This is a genomic window from Pelovirga sp., from assembly GCF_059864205.1.
The window spans coordinates 1-20926 of sequence record NZ_JCBCBS010000023.1; the positions used below are offsets into that span (position 1 = coordinate 1).

Annotated in this window: 20 protein-coding genes; 16 read left to right on the plus strand and 4 right to left on the minus strand. The window is 51.2% G+C overall.

The window, feature by feature from the left end; translation table 11 throughout:
• The 3 genes from AC6F7T_RS01470 to AC6F7T_RS01480 form a co-directional block, all read right to left on the minus strand.
• The coding region (locus AC6F7T_RS01470; RefSeq protein WP_500716195.1) for a hypothetical protein at positions 1-354 on the minus strand (354 nt) is incomplete at its 3' end.
• A 79-nt stretch (positions 355-433) separates the two neighbouring features.
• A complete protein-coding gene (locus AC6F7T_RS01475) occupies positions 434-961 on the minus strand; it encodes an AmiS/UreI family transporter (protein WP_500716196.1) in 528 nt (175 codons plus the stop codon).
• Between the two features lie 67 nt (positions 962-1028).
• Positions 1029-1301: a nickel-binding protein gene (locus AC6F7T_RS01480; protein WP_500716197.1), complete on the minus strand. Its 273-nt coding sequence runs from the start codon at positions 1299-1301 to the stop codon at positions 1029-1031.
• Between the two features lie 567 nt (positions 1302-1868).
• Here AC6F7T_RS01480 and AC6F7T_RS01485 point away from each other — a divergent pair.
• The 10 genes from AC6F7T_RS01485 (at position 1869) to AC6F7T_RS01530 (ending at position 14671) form a co-directional block, all read left to right on the plus strand.
• Positions 1869-3029 carry an iron-containing alcohol dehydrogenase gene (locus tag AC6F7T_RS01485; RefSeq protein ID WP_500716198.1) on the plus strand — a complete coding sequence of 387 codons (1161 nt, stop codon included), beginning with the start codon at positions 1869-1871 and terminating at the stop codon, positions 3027-3029.
• Complete coding sequence (locus AC6F7T_RS01490) at positions 3029-4246, plus strand: ATP-binding protein (RefSeq protein ID WP_500716199.1); 1218 nt, start codon at positions 3029-3031, stop codon at positions 4244-4246. The genes AC6F7T_RS01485 and AC6F7T_RS01490 overlap by 1 nt, the downstream gene beginning before the upstream one ends.
• Positions 4243-5601: a sigma 54-interacting transcriptional regulator gene (locus tag AC6F7T_RS01495; protein WP_500716200.1), complete on the plus strand. Its 1359-nt coding sequence runs from the start codon at positions 4243-4245 to the stop codon at positions 5599-5601. The genes AC6F7T_RS01490 and AC6F7T_RS01495 overlap by 4 nt, the downstream gene beginning before the upstream one ends.
• Before the next feature lie 30 nt (positions 5602-5631).
• The gene (locus tag AC6F7T_RS01500) at positions 5632-5811 is read left to right on the plus strand and encodes a hypothetical protein (protein WP_500716201.1); all 180 of its coding nucleotides are present in this window, start codon (positions 5632-5634) and stop codon (positions 5809-5811) included.
• A gap of 123 nt (positions 5812-5934) precedes the next feature.
• Positions 5935-7041, plus strand: coding sequence for a radical SAM protein (locus tag AC6F7T_RS01505; RefSeq protein ID WP_500716202.1), 1107 nt, complete (start codon positions 5935-5937; stop codon positions 7039-7041).
• A 435-nt stretch (positions 7042-7476) separates the two neighbouring features.
• Positions 7477-8682 (plus strand): iron-containing alcohol dehydrogenase, encoded by a 1206-nt coding sequence (locus AC6F7T_RS01510; protein WP_500716203.1) that lies wholly within the window; start codon positions 7477-7479, stop codon positions 8680-8682.
• 250 nt (positions 8683-8932) lie between these two features.
• On the plus strand, positions 8933-9835 hold the full coding sequence (locus AC6F7T_RS01515) for an AAA family ATPase (RefSeq protein WP_500716204.1): 903 nt from the start codon (positions 8933-8935) through the stop codon (positions 9833-9835).
• 4 nt (positions 9836-9839) lie between these two features.
• Complete coding sequence (locus AC6F7T_RS01520; protein ID WP_500716205.1) at positions 9840-11231, plus strand: VWA domain-containing protein; 1392 nt, start codon at positions 9840-9842, stop codon at positions 11229-11231.
• Positions 11232-11289: 58 nt separating this feature from the next.
• Complete coding sequence (locus AC6F7T_RS01525) at positions 11290-12414, plus strand: glycerol dehydrogenase (protein ID WP_500716206.1); 1125 nt, start codon at positions 11290-11292, stop codon at positions 12412-12414.
• A gap of 298 nt (positions 12415-12712) precedes the next feature.
• Positions 12713-14671 (plus strand): PAS domain-containing protein, encoded by a 1959-nt coding sequence (locus AC6F7T_RS01530; RefSeq protein WP_500716207.1) that lies wholly within the window; start codon positions 12713-12715, stop codon positions 14669-14671.
• Between the two features lie 107 nt (positions 14672-14778).
• Here the strand turns inward: AC6F7T_RS01530 and AC6F7T_RS01535 are convergent, their stop codons facing one another.
• Positions 14779-15273, minus strand: coding sequence for an NUDIX domain-containing protein (locus tag AC6F7T_RS01535; RefSeq protein WP_500716208.1), 495 nt, complete (start codon positions 15271-15273; stop codon positions 14779-14781).
• A 395-nt stretch (positions 15274-15668) separates the two neighbouring features.
• Between AC6F7T_RS01535 and mftA the strand changes: the two genes are divergently transcribed.
• The 6 genes from mftA (at position 15669) to AC6F7T_RS01565 (ending at position 20831) form a co-directional block, all read left to right on the plus strand.
• Positions 15669-15788: a variant-type mycofactocin precursor gene (mftA, locus tag AC6F7T_RS01540; protein WP_500716209.1), complete on the plus strand. Its 120-nt coding sequence runs from the start codon at positions 15669-15671 to the stop codon at positions 15786-15788.
• Position 15789: 1 nt separating this feature from the next.
• Positions 15790-16038: a mycofactocin biosynthesis chaperone MftB gene (mftB, locus tag AC6F7T_RS01545; protein ID WP_500716210.1), complete on the plus strand. Its 249-nt coding sequence runs from the start codon at positions 15790-15792 to the stop codon at positions 16036-16038.
• The gene (gene mftC / locus AC6F7T_RS01550) at positions 16028-17065 is read left to right on the plus strand and encodes a mycofactocin radical SAM maturase (protein WP_500716211.1); all 1038 of its coding nucleotides are present in this window, start codon (positions 16028-16030) and stop codon (positions 17063-17065) included. The genes mftB and mftC overlap by 11 nt, the downstream gene beginning before the upstream one ends.
• Before the next feature lie 37 nt (positions 17066-17102).
• Positions 17103-17231 carry a hypothetical protein gene (locus tag AC6F7T_RS01555; protein ID WP_500716212.1) on the plus strand — a complete coding sequence of 43 codons (129 nt, stop codon included), beginning with the start codon at positions 17103-17105 and terminating at the stop codon, positions 17229-17231.
• Complete coding sequence (mftF, locus tag AC6F7T_RS01560) at positions 17231-18664, plus strand: mycofactocin biosynthesis glycosyltransferase MftF (RefSeq protein WP_500716213.1); 1434 nt, start codon at positions 17231-17233, stop codon at positions 18662-18664. Before AC6F7T_RS01555 ends, mftF begins: the two co-directional genes overlap by 1 nt.
• A 424-nt stretch (positions 18665-19088) precedes the next feature.
• Complete coding sequence (locus tag AC6F7T_RS01565) at positions 19089-20831, plus strand: aldehyde ferredoxin oxidoreductase C-terminal domain-containing protein (protein ID WP_500716214.1); 1743 nt, start codon at positions 19089-19091, stop codon at positions 20829-20831.
• Positions 20832-20926: the final 95 nt, after the last annotated feature.

Sequence of the window (20926 nt, forward strand, 5' to 3'; positions counted from 1 at the left end):
GTAGAACTGCCGGACATCAATACCGGTTTCCGTTAAGTTGTTGTCGCTGTCATTGATTGTGACCCAGAAAGACGAGCGACCACCTAATTTAAGGTCTCCCACCTGTTTACCGAAATTAAAACCGATCCAGTTGGGCAGAAAGCCCATTTTGACCCGCGACTGATCGCGATCAGGTCCGCCCATCTCGGCATTTTTATCGCTCTGGCTGTAAACGTAGAAGGTGTTGAACGATCCATCAACACTGAAGGTTGTTTCATCTTTATCATAAAGGGTAATTGCCGCTGAAGCGGGAAGGCTGAGTGCAAGAACAATAAAACACGTCAGGAGTCCCCTTAAAATCTGTGCTGATTTCATGTTGTTTCCGTCCTTTCAAGGCTGCCGGAGCTGTTCACGCCGCCGGCAGCTGGTTTGAAATGATAAATGGCAGATAAAATTAAAATGGCAGTGCGCCTGTGGACATCAGCATGAAGGCCGGAATCCATAAGCCGACGGGAACCCAGATGATCAAAGACCAGGCCAGGGTGCTGGCCTTGAGTTTGCCGTAGGCGTTCAGCCACACTTCCAGGGTCAGCACCGTATACCCGGCGCACGCCAGGGCGAAGTAATTGCTCTGGCCGATGAGCACGGAGCCGTCCGCAGCGATGCCGCCGGTAAAGAACAGAACCATGTAGATAGCTGAAATACAGGCGACGGTTAAACTGACGTTCCCCACGGAACGCAGATCTTCAAGCCCGGTCATTAACGCGTAGGCGACGGTGCAATACAGCAGACCGTGAGCGAACAACAGCCCTCCGGTAAAGCCGTCCTGAAACAGGGCGGTCTGGACAAAGGCGCCGACGACCGTCACCAGGCCAACAAAAGCAGTGATGGCTCCGGTACCTTTGGCTTCTCCCTTGCCTAAAAACAGAATCGCTACGGAAATCCACATCAAACTGATAGCTACAAGTATTGCTAGGGTCATAACCTTCCTCCTGAGTGATTTTCGCGGGAATCTTCCCGCGAAAATCACAAAATGAATCAATAGTTGCTTATTCCGCGGTGGTTGGATCGATGATTGACTTGACCTCGACAACAGTGTTAGCGGGAAACTCCCCCTGACGGGCATGTTCAAGGACCATTTCCGCGTTTGGAGCAAGGTAGATACAGTAGATCTTGTCTGCGGTAACGTAACTCTGAACCCACTGAATCTGGGGCCCCAGCCCTTGCAAGACGGTACATGATTTTTGAGAGATCTGTTGCAGAACTTCAGGCGTAAGATCACCTGCCCCGGGCAGCTCACGTTCGATAAGATACTTTGGCATTTCTTGTCCTCCTGGTTTTTTGAAACGCTGTAACGAAAAAGGCCTGGAACGACCTTCCCCTGCTATTAAAGAGACTTAGAGACTTCAATACTGCCGTGCTGCCTGGTGACGCAGTGACCCACTGCAATACCGGTGCCACAAATAAAAACGGCGTTATATCGGTTTTTTCTTTAGTTTTTTGATATTGATAGCGGGTATTGTAGGTAAATGATGGGGAGAAAATGGATAGATTTTTCTGCGTCTATTCACATTCAGCAGAATCAATAAATTTGGCCTGATCCGGGTACGGACAGATGAGAAAACATAAAAAACAGCTAACTATTTATAATAAATGACTTTAGATTCTTTCCAGAGGATTAATAAGGCATGTGTTTTAGACTTACATTAGCGACAGTGTCGAATCTGAGGATTATTGCGCCATTGTAGAGTTTATGCTCATCCTGGGCATGGAGCGAACGAAACTTTAAAAAAATAAAACAATGTTATTGTTCGGCATGAGTATTGCTTAGTATATACTGCATTAGATATGGTGTCAGTGATTTCCCTCCGTTGATGTCAAGAGGTTCAATGACTGGAAAAGGCGGCTTTCAGCATTACAAATTTGAGGTACCGGAAATCATTTTCGGTCGTGGCCTTTTGCGGCAGGTAGGCTCCTGTGCCCGGCGATTAGGGGGAAAGCAGGTTTTTCTGGTCAGCGATCAGGGGGTATTTAAAGCCGGCTGGGTTGACCTGGCAATAAAGAGTTTACATGAATCCGGCTTGAATGTTGTTTATTTCGACCAGATCACCCCCAATCCGAAAGACTACGAGATTGAATCAGGGTTCAGAGAGTATGTCGCCAAGGGAGCGGATGTTATTGTCGGCCTTGGGGGTGGCAGTGCGATGGATGCTGCCAAAGGTATCGCTATTCTAAGTGCCAACGGAGGACGGATTGGCGACTATCGGGGCAGTGATAAAATTCATCGACCTATTCCACCATTGGTACTGTGTCCCACCACCTGCGGTACCGGTTCCGACGTGTCCCAGTTTGCGGTTATCAATGATACCGAACAGCTGTGCAAATTTACGATTATGAGCCGTTGCATTGCCCCTGATATCAGCCTGACCGACCCTGAGACATTACTGACGTTACCCCAACACCATGTCGGCAGCACCGCTGTCGATGCCCTCGCCCACGCAATAGAAGCCTATTTTTCCGTTGCGGCATCCAGTTTGACCGATGTCAATGCGTTGCAGGCGTTGACCTTGTTGGCCAAAAGTTATGTCAGAGCGGTCCGGGAACATCGTATCGAGGATCTTGAAGATTTGTCGCGCGCAAGCCTGCATGCCGGCATGGCTTTTTCAAACGCCCTGCTTGGCATCGGACATGCCCTGTCGCACCCGATCGGTGGTCTTTACGATGTTAATCATGGTGACGTCAACGCGATTCTTCTTCCGGAAGTGGTTAAGTATGATTACCCGGTCGTCACGGAGAAGATTGCCGGCTTGCTGAATGCCCTGGGCTGCGAATTGAAAGGGAACGAAGAATTTGCCGAAGAAATGACGGTCAGCGTAATAGAAAACTTACTCGATGCCGGAGGCTCCCCACGCGGATTAAGAACTCTGGGGGTTCGCGAAGAGGACCTTAATAAGCTTGCGGAGCTGGCACTGCAGGATGTCTGTGTCCTGACATCACCGCGCCAGACAGACGCAGAAGATCTGCTGGGCATCTTAAAGAGATCCTTCTGATGAAACAGATCAAACCCACTCAGGTGGACGATAACTTTCTTAATACGTTGCTCGGAATCGAAAGTTCAAAAATCGGTTTCTACGGTGAGGTCAGGCAGAAAATCCAGGAACTTGAGGCGGCCAACCTCAGTCTGCGGGTAAAAAAAGCCGAACTGCAAGCGATCTTTGATGCCATCAGCGACGCCGTCGTTATCTATGACGCTAAAGGACTTGTTCAGCATCGTAACCATGTTTGTCCGCGCTTTTTTCCAACGGAAACGCTGATCGGGACAAACTGTAAAGCTTTATTTCATGCGGATAAAAAGTCGAACCCTGACTTCTGCCCCATCGAAAAAGCTTTAGGTGGAAAAAGTTCCCACCTTTCGTATTACCGTATTCATGATGATAACGGACGTAAGGCTTTTTATGATGTGGTGGTTACTCCGATTGAGGATCTGGCAGGCGGAACTCGCGCCCTGGTCTTCTTTCGTGATGTGACTGACCGGAGGATGCGCGAACTGCAACTCCTGCATGCCGAAAAAATGTCGAGTATCGGGGTGCTGGCAGCCGGTGTCGCCCACGAGATCAATAACCCTTTGACCTCTGTCGCGGGCTATGCCGAGGCGCTGCAACGGCGTTTCCGTGACGATCCAAGCCTGGTCGGGGATCAACGCCTGCTTGAGTTCCCGAAGTATCTGGAGGTCATCGTCAGGGAGGCCTACCGCTGCAAGGGAATTATCGAAAGCCTGCTCAGCTTCAGCCGTAAATCGGATGGTTCCTTCGAGCGAGTCGATCTCAACATGATTATAGGAGAAGTTTTGGAATTGCTGCAGCACAAGGGTCGGGATGAAAGAATTACGCTACAGAATCATCTTCGTGACCCTCTTCCCCCGGTTCTGGGAGACGCCAGCGCCTTAAGGCAGGTCATTCTGAACCTGGTACTGAACGCCTTTCATGCGATTTCTGAATCCGGAACGGTTCGCCTCGAAACCGATTTCAATACGACTGAAGTTGTCGTCAAGGTCATTGATGATGGTTGTGGCATTGAACCCGGCATGCTTGATCAAATCTGGAGTCCATTCTTTACTACCAAGGGGGTTGGCAAAGGCCAGGGCCTCGGTCTGGCGATTACCTACGACGTCATTGAAAAGCATCACGGGTCCATCGAGGTCCACAGTCAGATCGGCGTCGGTTCTGAATTTCATGTAAAAATACCGTTAGGTCAGGATGTTCAATGAACGAAAAAGCGAAAGTTCTCATTGTCGAAGATGAGGCCCCTCTGCGGGAACTTCTGAAAATGGAACTGGCCCGCAGCGGATACCTTGTCCAGACAGCTGCCAGTGGTCGGGAAGGCGTTGAGCGCTATGTCGAAGAGTGCTTCAGTGTGGTACTTCTGGATGTCAAAATGCCGGAAATGGGCGGGGTCGAAGCTCTTGAAAGGATGCGTGAACATTCCAGCGTCCCCGAAATCATCATGTTCACCGGACACGGCGACATAGATACCGCTGTCAGATGTATCAAGCTGGGAGCCTATGACTACCTCACAAAACCGGTTAAGCTCGATGAGCTCGAGATTGTCATCGACAAGGCCCATGAAAAAAATCATCTGCGGCGGGAAAACATCAACCTCAAGATGGCCATCGGCAAGCTTGAAAATCATCAGATCATCGGTAGAAGCGTTGCGATTGAAAAAATTTTATCCGTCGTCAAACGCTGGGGAGCCACGGAAGAGCATGTACTGATTTTTGGCGAAAGCGGAACCGGCAAGGAGTTGATTGCCCGCGCCGTTCATGATGCCAGTCGCCGCAAAGACAAGCCTTTTGTGACCGTTAATTGCGGTCGCCTCGATGTGAATACGGCCGAAAGCGAACTGTTTGGTCATATGCAGGGAGCTTTTACCAGCGCCAACAAGGCTCGCGCCGGACTTTTCGAGCTGGCTGACAATGGCACTCTGTTTATGGACGAAGTATCGGAAATGTCCCTTGACGTCCAGGTGAAGCTGTTGCGTATCATCGAAACCGGGACCTTCAGACGGTTGGGCGGAAGCCGTGATATCAGCGTTGACGTCCGTTTTGTTTTTGCCACCAATAAAAAACTCCAGGATTGTGTGGACAAAGGGACTTTTCGCGAAGATCTCTTCCACCGGATCAATCTGCTACCAATTAATCTTCCTCCTTTGCGTGAGCGAAAAGAAGATATCCTGCCGCTGGTGCTGCATTTTCTAAAAGAAAAAACATCGTCCGATCAACCCCCCTGGGAAGTTACCGATGAATCCGTCGCTGCCCTCTACAGCCACCATTGGCCGGGCAACATCAGAGAATTGAAAAATGTCATCCGCCGGGCCAGTATTCTGGCCCTGGAACCGGTGATATCGCTGGATCTTTTACCCTTCACGCCACCCCGGCAACCCTATCCAAAGGGCGGTAATGAGTCCGTGGACGCCGGGATTGTTCCTTTGTGGATGGTCGAGAAGGAGCATATTGGCAAGGTTTTGGCATCGGTTGAAGGGAATAAGAGCCTGGCCGCCAGAATCCTTGAGATTGATCGCAAGACACTTTACACCAAGCTGGAAAGATACGGACTGGAGGCCTGAGGCCTTGAGCTGATTATTAGGAGATATGTCGTGGGAAAAAGAGCGAAGCAGCCGAAAAGATATGTCCTTTCTGTTCGCGTCAATAAGGCGGAGTGGGAGATGCTGCAACGGGTGCGGCAAAGCGCCACCGTGGATGTTTCTTCTATATTGCGATGTGGACTGAACGAATATTTGAAAAACGTGGTTGTTAATGAACAGGTTTGTCTGTAGGACTCCTTGGAAGAGGGAATGCCTGTTTGTAGCAAAAATCTACAGTATTCATTCCATTCTGAATCGCGCCACCACCTGCTGTTCTTGATCTGTAGTGCATAAACATATTGATCCGAAGAATCCATGGCTGACCAACAGATAGTTAACGATTATGAGCAAGCAGGGTTGTCTCTTCCGCAGACGTTGACCATTGCTGTCACCACCACATGTAACCTGCAATGTGCCCACTGCTGGTTTGAGGCGGGGCCGTCGCGGTCGGAGTCGCTGGTACCGCCGGCTTCTTTTTTTCAAGTGCTGGACGATTTTATCACATTGGGAGGCTCCAGCTTGAGGTTGACGGGGGGAGAGCCGTTACTTCACCCCCAATGGCTGGATTTTTTAACCTATGCCGCAGAACGAAATTTGTCCCGGATTATTCTGCAAACCAATGGTTTGTTGTTTGACGATACCAGTATAAGCGCTTTAACTTTACCGGGATTTGACCATTTACAGATCCAACTCAGTCTCGACGGCGCCTGTGCACAAACCCACGATCTGATCCGTGGGCGAAATTCTTATCACCGGACCATAGAGGTTTTGAAAAAGCTGGTCGCTCTTGGATTCGCCCCCCGGCTGGCGATTTTTTTTACGGAAATGCAACACAATTTGCACGAATTATCGGCAGTATTTTCCCTCGCTGCCGAACTTGGTATCGCTTCTGTCAGTAGCGGTGCCCTTGTCCAGTGTGGCCGTGCCGGCAAGGAGGGCTTAGTCCAGCCGCCGCAGCCCGAGCAGTACATTGGGTTATTGGAGCGCTGGCAGCAGGATGAGATCTTCCGCCGGAATTATCAAGCAATCGGCTGTGTGGCCGCGCTGGAATGGTGTCGTTCTGAGGGCTCGAACGCCCAAGGTTGCTCGTTTATCAAAACACCCTATCTCACCGCAGAAGGGATTCTATACCCCTGCCTGATGTGTCATGCCGATTCTTACGCCGTCGAGGATGTCTTTTCAAAAGGGCTTGAAGCAGCATTAAGGGAAGGGCTGCCACTCTGGTCCGATTTGCAACAACTCAGTCAGGCGCGGGTCACATCCCTGCCCGAGTGTCAGTTCTGTGTCTTACGGAATACTTGCGGCGGTGGCTGCATGGGTCGCACCTGGAGTAGTTTCAACAATTTTCTGGTGGTCGAGGATCGCTGCCGGCAACGGCAGGCGATTTCGTGCTGGAAAGAAAAAACAACTATCCGCCCATAGTCGGCCCGGAGAAACGTTTTTCTACAGATCGCCGGCAAGTGCCATTTACCCACCCACCCATCATCGGTGAAACTGGCGAAAAACTCCCCAGTGTAGATATTTTCCCTACTCCGCCGGGCCGTCCGGCCGCTTGTCCCCCTTGGCTAATCCTACATTTTCCCCGTATCTTTTGTTGGTAAAAAAGAAATCCGTCCGCTAAACGGCATCTTTAAGTTAATCTATAAAACATTGTTTTCAGTTGGCACTGTGTTTGCTTAAAGAGGGTCTGTGTATTGCTGAAGAGCCTTGGTGACACGACGTTCAAAGCTTTTGCATTCGACAGGTGGTGAACAACTCAGGGTAAAACGCCGTTACCTTAACTGTATCGACCCGGTTTAGCGCCATCAAATTGTTCATGTGCTCAATTTGAGCACCTAATACAAAGGGAGACAGATCATGCCACATTTTAGAGATGTAAAACGTACCCTCAGCAACGAAAGACGCGAATACCCGATCAAAATGTCCCACGCCTATCCGTCGGTTAATATCGGCTGGGGTGCGCATACCATGGTTGGCAACGATGCCAAAGCCCTGGGAATGAACAACGCCCTGATCGTCACCACCGGCCTCAAAGGAACCGGCATCATTGAAACCATCCAGGGCGTTCTGAAGCACGCCGGTGTTACCTCTGAAGTATTTGACAAGGCCACCCCGAATCCTAAAGATTTTGAAGTTATGGAAGGGGCCAAGGTGCTGGCTTCAGGCAAGTTTGACGGCATCATCAGCATCGGCGGCGGATCAACCACCGACTGCGCCAAAGCGATTAAACTGGTCTACAGCCATGACGGTCAGGATGTCCGCAGCTTTGAAGGGGCCTTCAAGGCAACAAAAGCCAACAAGATCCCACAACTGGCAATTAACACCACCTCCGGTACCGGTTCAGAAGTCTCCTGCTTCTCGATCATCAACCATACCGAAAAAAAATACAAAATGGCTTTATTTGATCCGAACTGCACCCCAAGCAAATCGATCAATGATCCATTGTTGCATCAGTGTATGCCGCAAAATCTCGCTGCCTACACCGGTATGGACGCACTGACTCACGCGGTTGAGGCGATTGCTTCTCGCCTCTGTGTGCAGTCGGCTTACGGTCCGGGCCTGTGGGCAATTACCGAAGTTTTTGCCAACCTGCGCCAGTCTTCGGCTAACCGCAACAATGAAAAAGCCATTGAGCAGATGGTCTGGGCCGAAATGGCAGCTGCCATCAGCTTCAACAGCGCCGGTCTCGGCATCGTCCATTCCATGGCCCATGCCATGGGTGGTCTCTACGATTCACCTCACGGGCTGTGCAACGCTATCGCTCTCGTCGACGTATGTCGCCTCAACCTGCCGGCCTGCCCCGAGCGCTTCGCTATGATGGCCCGCGCCGCTGGTATCGACACGCGCCATATCTCCGATATGAAGGCGGGCGAACTGTTCATCGAAATGATCCAGGAGCTCAAGGATGATCTCGGCATCACGACCACATTCGGTGACCTCGGCCTGAGGGAAGAAGACCTCGATGGCCTGTCAAAGTTTGCTGCCGCTGATATCTGTTCCGAAGGCAATCCGGTAGACATCGGCTTTGACAACATGCGTGCGGTGTTCAAGGGCTGCATGTAATCCCTTGATTTCTTGATTAATTGAACCGATCAGCCGCCGGCTTTTTGTTTTTTGCAGCCGGCGGCTGTTTTGTAGAACTCGTGTGTCTCTTTGCTACAGTTTCAGTAGAAAAAAACTTGTCATCTCCGGGTGCATTTATCCGGAATCATTTCTTTAACAATCTAAAATCACACTGGATTCCCGTCTTCGCGGGAATGTCGATCGAGTCCAATTTTTAACTGTTTTGTCACTGAGGCAATAAGAGGTGAATATGAAGACGGAAGCAGATGTAAGGGAGTTACTCAGAAAAGGCGGGTATGTTGCTGACGACGCCATTGCAACGGCAGTTTTTCTTGCCCTGCGCATGGAGAAACCGATTCTTATCGAGGGTCCTCCTGGGGTTGGTAAAACCGGTCTGGCGAAAACCCTGTCTGAATCAATGAAGTTTCCTTTGGTCCGTCTGCAGTGTTACGAAGGCATTGATGAGGGTAAAGCCCTTTATGATTGGGAATACGGCAAGCAGTTGCTGTATACCCAGATGCTGCGCACCCAGTTGGATCGCCATTTGTGTGCCACTAGTGATTTGCGTGAGGCAGTGGAATCTTTAGCAAGCGAAGAAAATTTGTTTTTTTCTGAACACTTTCTTGTTCAGCGTCCGATTTTGCGCAGTTTTCTTTCGGAACAACGTTCGGTGTTGCTGATTGATGAAATTGATCGCTCTGATGATGAATTTGAAGCCCTTCTGCTCGAGTGCTTAAGTGATTTTCAGGTGTCAATTCCCGAGCTCGGGGTGATTGAAGCGAAGCAGAAACCCCTGGTTATTCTCACCAGTAACGGCACGCGCATGATTTCAGATGCTTTGCGCCGGCGCTGTCTGTACATGTATATCGATTATCCGGAGTTTGAGCGCGAAGTCGAAATTGTGCAAACGCGATTTCCGGACATTTGTGTGGAACTGGCACAACAGATGGTTTCTTTTATTCGCAAGGTACGATCCCTGAATCTGCGCAAGCCGCCAAGTGTGTCGGAGACCCTCGACTGGGCCAAGGTTCTGATGATACTTCATATCAACAAATTAACCCCGACAGTAGTCGGTAATACCGTTGGCGTCATTTCCAAGCATCATGCCGATCTTGAAAAAGTCAATGATCTGGCGCGCGAAGAACTGGAATAAAAACGTGGAAAGAGTCATCACCAGATTTATTACCGATTTGCGCAAAGAGGGGTTGCGGGTGTCCCCGGGGGAAAGCCTTGACGCCGTCCGTGCGCTAACTTTCGGCGGACTGGAAGCCCGTGATTCGGTGAGGTCAATGCTACGCCTGACCCTGGTTAAAAACGTTCACGATATTCCTGTTTTTGACCGGGTTTTTGCACGTTTCTTTAACAATTATCCCGAAGGAATGGGTCTTGACCCTCAGGATCTGCTGAGCCAAGTTGTTTTTGCCATCGACGGGGAAAAAATGCTTGGCACCAACCCTGAGATGATCAATGAGAACATGACCCTGGCTCATGTTGATGCCGGCTTCAGCGCTGATGACCTTAATGACCTGATTGGACTGCGGGAAACAAGTCTCGACGATCTTGACGGAACCGAAACGGAAATTCGTCTGAAGGGCTACCGGAAAGCCATGGAAGCACCGCGTCCATCGATGCGCATGGCGCAAAATCCCATCACCATGGCCTACAATCAACCATTTGCCCAGCAAAGTGATATCACTTTCAGTCCTCAGGAAATCGAGGCGATGGAGGATGCCGTTGCGCGGATGTTGCTACGGCTCAAAAAAGATATCCGGCGCGTCAAAAACATGGAAAATCGAGGGAAAATCCATGTCGTACGGACCATTCAGAAAAACTACCGTAGCGGCATGGTCCCTTTTGTGCTGGCCCTAAGGCGCAAAAAAAAGCAGAAACCCCGCCTTGTCGTGCTCTGTGATGTCAGTTACTCGGTCAGTCATGCCTCCCGATTCATGCTGTTGTTGTTGCACACCCTGCACAATCGTCTGATGGCTGTCCGCAGTTTTGTTTTTAACGCCGATCTGGCGGAAATTACTGACATGCTGAACAACGCTCCGATCAATCATATGCTCGGTCAGATCGACAGCGGCACAATTGTCGATCTTGATGCCAACAGCGATTACGGAAAAGTGCTGCAGGCCTTCAAGGATAAATTTCTGGATAACCTCCGCGGCCGTCCGGCGGTGATTTTTTTAGGCGATGCGCGCAATAATTACAATGAAGCAAACGCCTGGGTTCTTGAACAGTTGCGGGAAAAAGCCGGCTACATGCTGTGGCTGAGTCCGGAAGAGAAATCTTTGTGGAAACGTGGAGATTGTATCCTGGACACCTATGGCAGCTATTGCGATCGCGTCGAGGAAGTCAAGAGTATTGATGATCTGAACGAGATTATCGAGGATCTGTTCCGCAATATCTATCTTGAAGAGGAGCATCGTTCCAAAAGATCATTCGATCAGGTCGAGGTCGATTCGGATTACAATTATCGTGATTATTACACGCGCGGCGGTGGTGGAGATGAGCCGACCTTCGATGGTAGCGGTCGCAGTCACTGGTAAAGACAGACCATGTGAATGAATCCATTAAAAAAGCCCTCAAGACAGAAGAGACTTACCCATGAGAGTATTATTTTCAGCGGGCCGTTATATTCAGGGACCAGCAGCGCTCAACCGGATCGGCACACACGCTCTGGCTCTGGGCAGTAAGGCTTTACTGATCGGTGGAAATACGGCCCTGTCTCTGGGCGCCGGGTGCATTGAAGAGAGTCTTACGCAAGAGGAGCTCAGCTGCTGCGCAGAACCTTTTCGCGGTATTTCTACCTGGAAAGAGATTCACCGTCTGGCCGCAGTGGCCCAAGACCAGGGAGCTGACCTGATTATCGCTCTGGGGGGGGGCGCGGCGTTGGATGCCGGCAAGGCGGTCGCCCATGAACTGAATCTGCCGGTGATTGTCGTTCCGACCACGGCGGCTACCGACGGACCCTGTTCCGCTTTAACCGTGATCTACAACGATGAGGGAAGTTTTGAACAATATCTGTCCCTGCGCCGCAATCCTGAATGTGTACTGGTTGACACGGAGATTATTGCCAAGGCCCCGGTAAAATTTCTGGTAGCCGGGATGGGTGATGCCCTGGCCTGTTACTGGGAATCTGCAACCTGTGCCCGGAGCGGTCGGACCAGCGGTTTTTCAGGCGGGCAAACTCCGACCCTGGCAGTCTTGACCTTGGCAAGGCTGTGCTATGATACCTTGTTGGAGTCGGGTCGATCGGCGAAACTGGCCGTTGAACAGAAGCTGGTCACTCCGGCCGTTGAGGCGATTGTCGAAGCGAATACTTTACTGAGTGGCTTAAGTTCGGAAAATGCGGGGCATGCCGGTGCCCACGCGATTCATAATGGCTTCACGGTTCTGCCTCAAACACAACGGCTTCTGCACGGGGAAAAAGTAGCTTTTGCTCTGCTGGCTCAACTTGTGCTGGAAGGGCAACCACGGCAGCATATCCGACAAGTACAGGATTTTTGTGTTGCTGTCGGTCTGCCCATCTGTCTTGAAGATCTTCATCTGGGAAATGTCGGTCCAGAAGAGATCAGAATGGTTGCGCAAGCTGCTGTCGAGCCGGGAGAAACCATTCATTTCAGCTGGTTTACCGTGACGGCAGACATGGTTGAAGCCGCCATCTGGACGGCTGATGCCCTCGGCCGTGATTATCGTCGACAGAATTTCGCTCCGGGAGATAACTGGTAATAACGGCCTCGTTACTCTTGCTAACAGCGATCACGACCCCTGGAAAAACAGTCGGCAAAGAGGGGGAGATTAAGATAAAAGAAATCGGCAATGATGGTGTTCGCGGAGGTTCCTGGTCCCGATGATTGCCGTGCTCTTATATAATGGAGTTCTTTATCGCATCAAAAAGGTATGACGGCGGCAATAGATTTCCACAACATCTTGAAACGTCGAAAACAGTTGACGCATGCAGGTATTGATGAGCCTTCGTGATGTCAGCAATGAACATTCTAGTCCTTTTAGGTAATTGACATAAGAGATGAACAACAACGTGGGAAAAGTCAGAAGACCTGTTGCAAAAGGCAACCATCCGGTTCATTCACCGGAGCTGGATGCCAAAGAGGTGGAGCTGCAGAAAACCATTCAACAACTCAGGGAGTCCCAGAAAGAGCTTGAAGCTTCCCGTAATACTTATGCTTTTCTTTATGATTCTGCTCCCGTCGGCTATGTGACCTTCGACCGCGATGGGGTCATTCTTTCAGTTAATCAGACTGGTGAAGCGTTGCTCGGACACCATTTTGATGACCTTGTCCAGCATCAATTTGAGCGTTTTATCGCCGTTGACGACAGGTCAATTTTCGCTGATTTTCTCCGGGAAGTTTTTACCGGCCAACGCAAAGAGACCTGCCGGGTCCAACTGATGCACCCCGAACAGCGCCAGCTGTTTGTGCGTATTGAGGCGAAGGTAACCGACCAGGGCAATGAGTGCCTGGCGGTGCTGGTCGATATTACCGAAAAAAAGCAGGCGGAACAGGCCCTGGCCCAGAGCGAGTATAATCTGGCCAAAGCCCAGGCCATGACACATGTCGGATCCTGGAGCTTTGAACCCGCCACCGGCAAGGTAGTCGCTTCGAGCGAATTACTGCGGATCTTACGACTCAGTGAAGAACAGGCGACGCAGGAAAACTTCGCCAGGGTGGTCCATCCTGAGGATCAGAGTAAGGTTATCAGCGACTTGCAGAGCGGCATCGAACTTGGACGCAGCTACGAGATTGAACATCGTCTGCGTTTCGAAACCGGTGAGGAGCGTTGGGTTTATTCTATCATCGAACCCCAGGTCAACAGTTTCGGCAGGGTGCTGAAACTGTATGGAACCACCCAGGATATTACCGCGCGCAAACGCGCCGAAGTGGAGTTGCGGAATATAACCAATGAGCTTCAGGCGATTTTCGACTCCATCGGCGATGCCATTCTGGTTTACGATCAGAACGCCCGGGTGCAGCATTACAATGTTGTCAGCAAACGGCTCCTTCCGGTTGCGGCGCAAATCGGCCGGCCTTGTGCCGAATTGTTCCATCGGGGATCGGCTGCGGATGCCAACAACTGTCCGGTTGAACGAGCATTACGGGGGGAAAGGATCGACAGTTCACTGACTCTGACCTTGTTGGATAAAAACCGACACTACCTCGATGTGACGACAACGCCGATTTTCGATGCCCATGAAGGACGTCATCGCGCCCTGGTTTTCTTGCGGGATGTGTCCGAAAAACGCATGCAGGAACTGCATCTTGTTCAGACGGAAAAACTCTCAAGCATCGGTGTTCTGGCAACCGGCATTGCCCATGAGATCAACAATCCGCTGTCCTCAATCGCCGGATTTGCCGAAGCTCTTGAAAGACGGTTTCGTGATGAACTCAGCGGGGCAAAAGACCCTCGCCTGGATATCTTTCCACCGTATCTGAAAATGATTACGACCGAGGTCTATCGATGTAAGGACATTATCAATCATCTGCTCAGTTTTGGTCGTAAATCTGAAGGAGTATCCCTGTACGTCGACATTAATCAGATTCTTCTGGAAGTCATGGAATTGCTCAAATACCATGCTCTCTATCGCCATACCCAGGTAGAAAAAAACCTTCAAGAAAACCTGCCGAGGATCAAGGCAGATCCTTCCGGTTTACGTCAGGTCTGTATGAATCTGTTGATCAACGCCTATCAGTCTCTTGAGGAGGGCGGCAAAGTTGAAGTGTCGACTCGCAGCGCCGCAGAAGAAACGATCGAAATGGTGATCAGCGATAACGGTTGTGGCATGTCCGACGATATTGTCGACAGGATCTGGGAACCGTTTTATACGACCAAGGAAGTCGGTTCAGGAACCGGTCTTGGCCTGGCCATTACTTACAATATCATTAAAGAACATGGTGGAAATATTCTTCTTAACAGTCGTCTTGGTGAAGGGTCGGAGTTTATTGTACGACTGCCGGCGTCCCTCCGGTAAACCAGATGCCCCTCCATTTCCTGCAACCAAAGCAGAACAGTTATTGAATAATACTTTCGCAGGAAGTGTCAGATGGGACGGCTTCGCTAGCATTGCATAATCTCCCATCAGAACGACATGCCTAAAGAATTGAAATAGTTACGAATCAGATGCGTGTGGTTAGGAAAGCCGAGCTCCATGGGGCGATCAATCAAGAGGATTTCCTGCGTTTCATGGGACGAGAAGGGCTTTAAAACACGTATCGGTTGAGGGGCGGCCAGACCGAAAACTACCAGAGTGTTATCGGTACCGTTGAGCACGTCGTACAGGGTGATTTGATCCGTTGGAATAAAAATACCCGTCTCTTCCAGCACTTCACGACTGGCTGCCTGCTGCCAGGTCTCCCCCATATCGATATAGCCGCCGGGCAGGGTGATCTTCCCTTTGCTTGGTTCAGTGTTACGCCTGATTCCCAACAGGCCGACGCCAATGGGCACCAGGGTGACAACCACCGGCAACGGATTCAGATAGCTGACATGTCCGCAATGGACGCAATAACGCGGCCAGGTCTGCTGCTGATACAGCATTCCGCAATAGCCGCAATGAGAATGTTTTATCGACATGATACTCCCTCTCCTTGTTACTGGAGCTATGTGCATAACCAGGTAAGCTTAAAATAAACGCCGGTTATTTACCAAATGCAGATTTCATTCCCTACCCAGCGGGCGCTCACGCCCGGTTCTCTGGCCATAAAGGCACCAATCTCCCGCGAAGCTTTGTAGAATAAGTGGCCAGTGTAGACATATTCCACAAAGCACGGCGTCCTCAACAGTTAAAAATCCATTAGAAATGTTCAGAAATTCCACAGCTGAAAAAATCTATGTTGCGTAAAATCGCGACTTTGATCGGTTCCGGGAGGTCTTCTCTAAACCACTGTTATAATGTGGCACCGACATTGCAATATGTTGAAGGGCAACACACAGACCGTGTGAATAACTATTTACCGAAGGAGAATAACATGGACAAGAAGTACGATACCGAGTGTGAAGAAGTGGAAACAACAAACGAAGAGCCGCAGATCATGGACGAATTCCATATCGAAGAGCTCGCCATCGACGGCATCTGCGGAGTGTACTGAGATGGCTGCGGCAGGCTACATGCTGCACCCTGCCTGTCGCGTTCGACAAGAGGGGTTCGGCCTCCTGTTTTATGATTCCCGGGGGCCGCGCCTGCTTTTTGCCGAAACAGGCAGTCTGCTTGACGCAGCTTTTATTGAGAATCTGCACCAGGTAAAAGCGTTGCCCGACAACTTGACCACGCAACAAAAAAACAGTGTGGACAAATTTTTAGGACAATTGCTGGAAAGGGGTTTTTTGCGTGAGCAATAGATTTGTCGAACAGGGGTTGCGTGCCCCGGTCAACCTGACCTGGGAAGTCACCCTGGCGTGTAACCTGCGCTGCCGCCACTGCTTGTCCTCTTCTGCAGAGCCGGCCGCGGATGAATTGACGACCCGGGAAGCTCTGGATCTGGTCGAGCAGCTCCATCAGCAAAAGGTTTTTCAGATTAATTTCGGTGGTGGTGAACCTTTCATGCGTCCCGATTTTATGGAGATTCTTGAGGCCTGCCACCAACGCGGGATCATGACCTGTATTTCGACCAACGGCACCCTGATCGACGCGGAGCTGGTCGAGCAACTCTCGCGTAATCGACTGGTCGCCATTCAGGTCAGCCTGGATGGTGCGCAAAAGACAACCTGTGAAGAGATTCGCGGCAAGGGAACCTACGCTGCGGCGATCGGTGCTCTCAAGCTGCTGGCACGTTCACCGATCCCCACCAGTATCAACACGGTATTAACGACCCAGAATGCCGATGAGATTCCAGCCTTGAGTACCCTGGCCGAGGAACTCGGTGTGACCCTGCGCATCAGCCGTTTTCGCCCTTCCGGGCGGGGCGCCGACAATTGGGAGGAGCTACGACCCAATGCGTCTCAATTGCTGGCTTTTTCCGATTGGCTGGGGCGTAACGAAAATATCCGCACCGGGGACAGTTTTTTTTCGTTGACCAGCCAGGAACGACAAGGCCTCGGGCTGAACCTGTGCGGTGCCTGTAAATTGACCTGTTGTGTCGATCCATGCGGCAAGGTCTATCCCTGCGCCTTTTTGCAATCCGAATTTTTTACCGCAGGTGACTTGCGGCAGCAAAGTTTTCAGCAGATCTGGGAGGATGCGGAGATTTTCGCCTCGTTCCGGGGCTTGCGGATCCATTCCTGTGAAGACTGCAAGCGCTTTGATCAATGCCACGGAGGATGTCCGGCCGTTGCTTACCATCTGAAAAATGACATTTCCGAGGGCGACCCGGAATGTCTGGAGAGATGTGTAACCTCGATTGCCGACAGCACTAGCGTTGCCGTTTGACAGTCGTTTAATTGAAGCCCATGGAGCTCTTATCGTGATGCCCGCGAATCTGTCCTCGTCCCTTAAGCGCCTGGAAGAAAAGACCTGTGCCCTGTCGGCAGAACCAACTGCCGCCAGATTGCAGGACATTTTATTCACCGAAGGTCTCGGAAACGGGGCGCTATAATGGCCTATCGACTGGCTCAGGGAATCAGTATCAAAAGTACGTCTCAGGGCGCCTTTCTGGTATCATTGCGACCGTTACGGACGGTCAAATTAAATGATTCGTTATTAAAGCTGATTCAACCCATGACCACTGAAACGGTCATGCCGCAATCGGATGCGGAAAAAGCCATCCTGCAAAAACTTCACAGTGGTGGCTTTATTGAGTGTGTCCAGGACGACCTTGGAGTGCTTCCTGGGTTGCCCTCCGTCAGTATTATTATTCCGGTCAAAGACCGCGCTGAAGACCTGTCGCAATGCCTGTTGTCGCTGCATAAGCTGAACTATCCCGATGACAGGCTCCAGATCATCGTTGTCGATGACGGCAGTACCGATGAAACGCCGGAGGTCGCCCGCCAATTGGGAGCGCTGGTGCTTTCATCGGGAACAACCGGAGGGGGGCCCGCCCTGGCGCGCAATCGAGGGGCGGCGGCAGCCTCTGGTGACATTCTCGCCTTCATTGATTCCGACTGTACCGCCGCACCCGACTGGCTCAATGACCTGTTGCCCGCATTTGCTGATGAGCGTCTGGCTGCGGTTGGTGGCTGGGTCGACGGCATGCACCATGAATCAGCCCTGGATCGCTATGAAGCAGTGATGTCAAGCCTCAACCTGGGGCGCCGTGACATGGTCGGAGACTCCGGCGCCGACACCTTCTATTTGCCCAGCTGTAACCTACTGGTACGCCAATCGGCCTTTGCCGCTGCCGGGGGGTTCCGCACCGAACTGCATGTGGGCGAGGATGTTGATCTGACCTGGCGGTTACGGGATAAGGGTTGGAAAATTCGCTATTTACCGCGAGGGGTTGTTTTTCATGCGCATCGCAGTCGACTGTGGCCCTTTATGCGGCGCCGGTTTGACTACGGTACTTCCGAAGGGTTGTTGCAGCAACTGCATCCCCGACGAGGCAAAAAAATGCCGCTACCATGGGCCCTGGCGGTCATTCTGTTTTTCGCCGCAAGCGCCATCGTCAGTCTGAGTGTTCTTTTTTTGATCCCGGCCATTCTGCTGTTGTTGGCGGATGGTTTGGTGTTGCGCCGGAAGCTGGCAAGTCAGGGTCTGTCCCTCGGATTGGGAACGCTGATCGCGGCCCGAGTGCGGGCCTGCGGGAGCCTTGCCTATTACCTCGGTTATCATCTGCTGCGCTATTATCTGGCGTTATTTCTGACGCTTTCCATACTCTATCCGCCCTTGTCCGTTGTTCTGTTGCTGGTGCTGTTGGGAGTGGGCATGGTTGATCATCAGGTGCGCCGGGCGCAACTGTCGCTGCCACAATTCTACTTTTACTACTTTCTTGAACAGCTTGCCTATGGCTGCGGGGTTTTCAGGGGATGCTGGAAAATAAAAAGCTTCACGTCGTATCGTCTTGATTTCGGCAAGGTCAAGCTGTCGGCCTGACGATGACATACGCTTGACAAGGTGGCCAGGTGACGTTGACTGATGTTCAGCAGGATTCATCGCTTGAAGCGTCCGCTGTGGTTTTTTGCGACAGTGTAGAAAATTTCCACAAAAGGCATGTCGATGCCATCCTGGGAAAAATCATATCCTCTCAGGACAAGTACCCTGTTGTCTGCTATTCTGAAAGGACTCTCCCCTGTCCCGGCTTTGCGGGCTGCGGGAAAAAACAACCACTGTTATAAAAGGCATGTTTTTTGCTCAAAGCAAGTTCAGTGTGTTGGGTTGAGAGCAAGTTCCGTCCGACCAGGTTTCACACTAAATAGTTGGCAAGACCGAGTTCTGTCGCGCCTGACAGTGACGATTGACCTCCCAATGCGGGGAGGCTTCACTTCGGCTGGTAATTTACACGCAAGGGAGGATACAAATGGATAAAATTCTGCGTATTAACATGGGGGCATCAGGAGGTCCTTCTCAGAGCATTGAAGAGGCGGGAGAATTTACCGCTTTGGGTGGCAGGGCAACCACATCGATGATTGTGGCAAAAGAGGTACCCCCCGACTGTCATCCGCTGGGCGCGGAAAACAAACTTGTCATCGCTCCGGGGATGCTGAGTGGCACGGCCGCTGCCATGTCGGGCCGGATTTCCGTTGGCTGTAAAAGCCCACTGACCGGAGGCATCAAGGAGTCGAATGCCGGGGGACAGGTCGCCCAGGTCATGGCGCGGCTCGGCTACGCAGCGATCATTATTGAAGGTAAACCGGCCACCGATGATCTTTACAAAATCCATATCGACAAGGACAAAGTCACTATCAGCGTCGACAACAATCTGAAGTTGATGGACAATTACCCACTGGTTGAGAAATTGCGTGAAGAGTACGGCGACAAGGTCGCTTATATGACCATCGGCTCAGCCGGTGAGCGCAAAATGGCTGCCGCATCTATTGCCTGCAGTGATCCTGAGGTACGACCCAGCCGTCACTGTGGTCGCGGCGGTGTCGGTGCGGTCATGGGTGCCAAGCAGGTCAAGGCGATTATTTTTGATGACAACGGCTGCAAGCATCGTCAACCGAAAGATCCGGAAAAGTTCAAGGCTGCCAATCGGGCCTATGTCGAGGGAATTCGCAAGCATGCAGTGTCGGGAGAAGGACTGCCTGCTTACGGAACCAATATCCTGACCAACGTTCTCAATGAGGCGGGTGGCTATCCGACCAACAACTTTAAAACCGGATTTTTTGAGGGCGGCACCAAGATCAGTGGCGAAGCCCAAGCCGAATTGGAAATCAAACGCGGCGGCCTTGCCACCCATGGTTGTCACCGTGGCTGCGTTATCCAGTGTTCAGGAATTTACAACGATAAAGACGGAAAATTCCTGACCAAACAGCCCGAATATGAAACTGTCTGGTCCCATGGTGGCCACTGTGGCATTGATGACCTTGATACTATTGCCATGCTCGACTTTTTGGATGACAACATCGGCGTAGACACGATCGAAATGGGTGTCGCCATCGGTGTCGCCATGGATGGCGGCGTGATTGAATTCGGTGACTGCGAAGGGGCTATTCGACTGGTCCGTGACGAAGTCGGCAAAGGTACTCCGCTGGGACGGATTCTTGGTGGTGGCGCCGAAATGACCGGCAAAGCCTTCGCGGTGGAGAGGGTTCCTGTGGTCAAAGGTCAGGCTCTGCCCGCTTACGACCCACGCACAGTTCAGGGTATTGGTGTGACCTACGCTACCAGTACCATGGGTGCAGATCACACTGCCGGCTACGCGGTTGCTACCAACATCCTTAAAGTCGGCGGCGATGTTGATCCTCTCAAACCCGAAGGTCAGGTCGACCTGTCACGCAACCTGCAGATCGCGACAACCGCGATTGATGCTACCGGCATGTGTCTGTTCATCGCCTTTCCGATTCTCGATCAGCCGGAAACCTTTGAAGCCCTGCTCGACTTGCTGGGTGCGTTTTACGGTATCGAGATGACTGGTGACGATGTTGTCGCTTTAGGTAAAAAGGTTCTCAATCTGGAGCGTGAGTTCAATACAAAGGCAGGATTTGGCGCTGAAGATGATCGTCTCCCCCGCTTTTTCAAGACCGAACCTCTGGCACCGCACAATCTTACCTTTGCGGTCAAGGATGAAGAGCTTGACGAGCTTTACAACTGGAGCTGATATCATCTGATTTCTGACAGAAAAAAGACCGGGGCGCGTTAACGGCCCCGGTTTTTTTAACAGATTGCTATTTATATATTTTTGTATCTATTCAG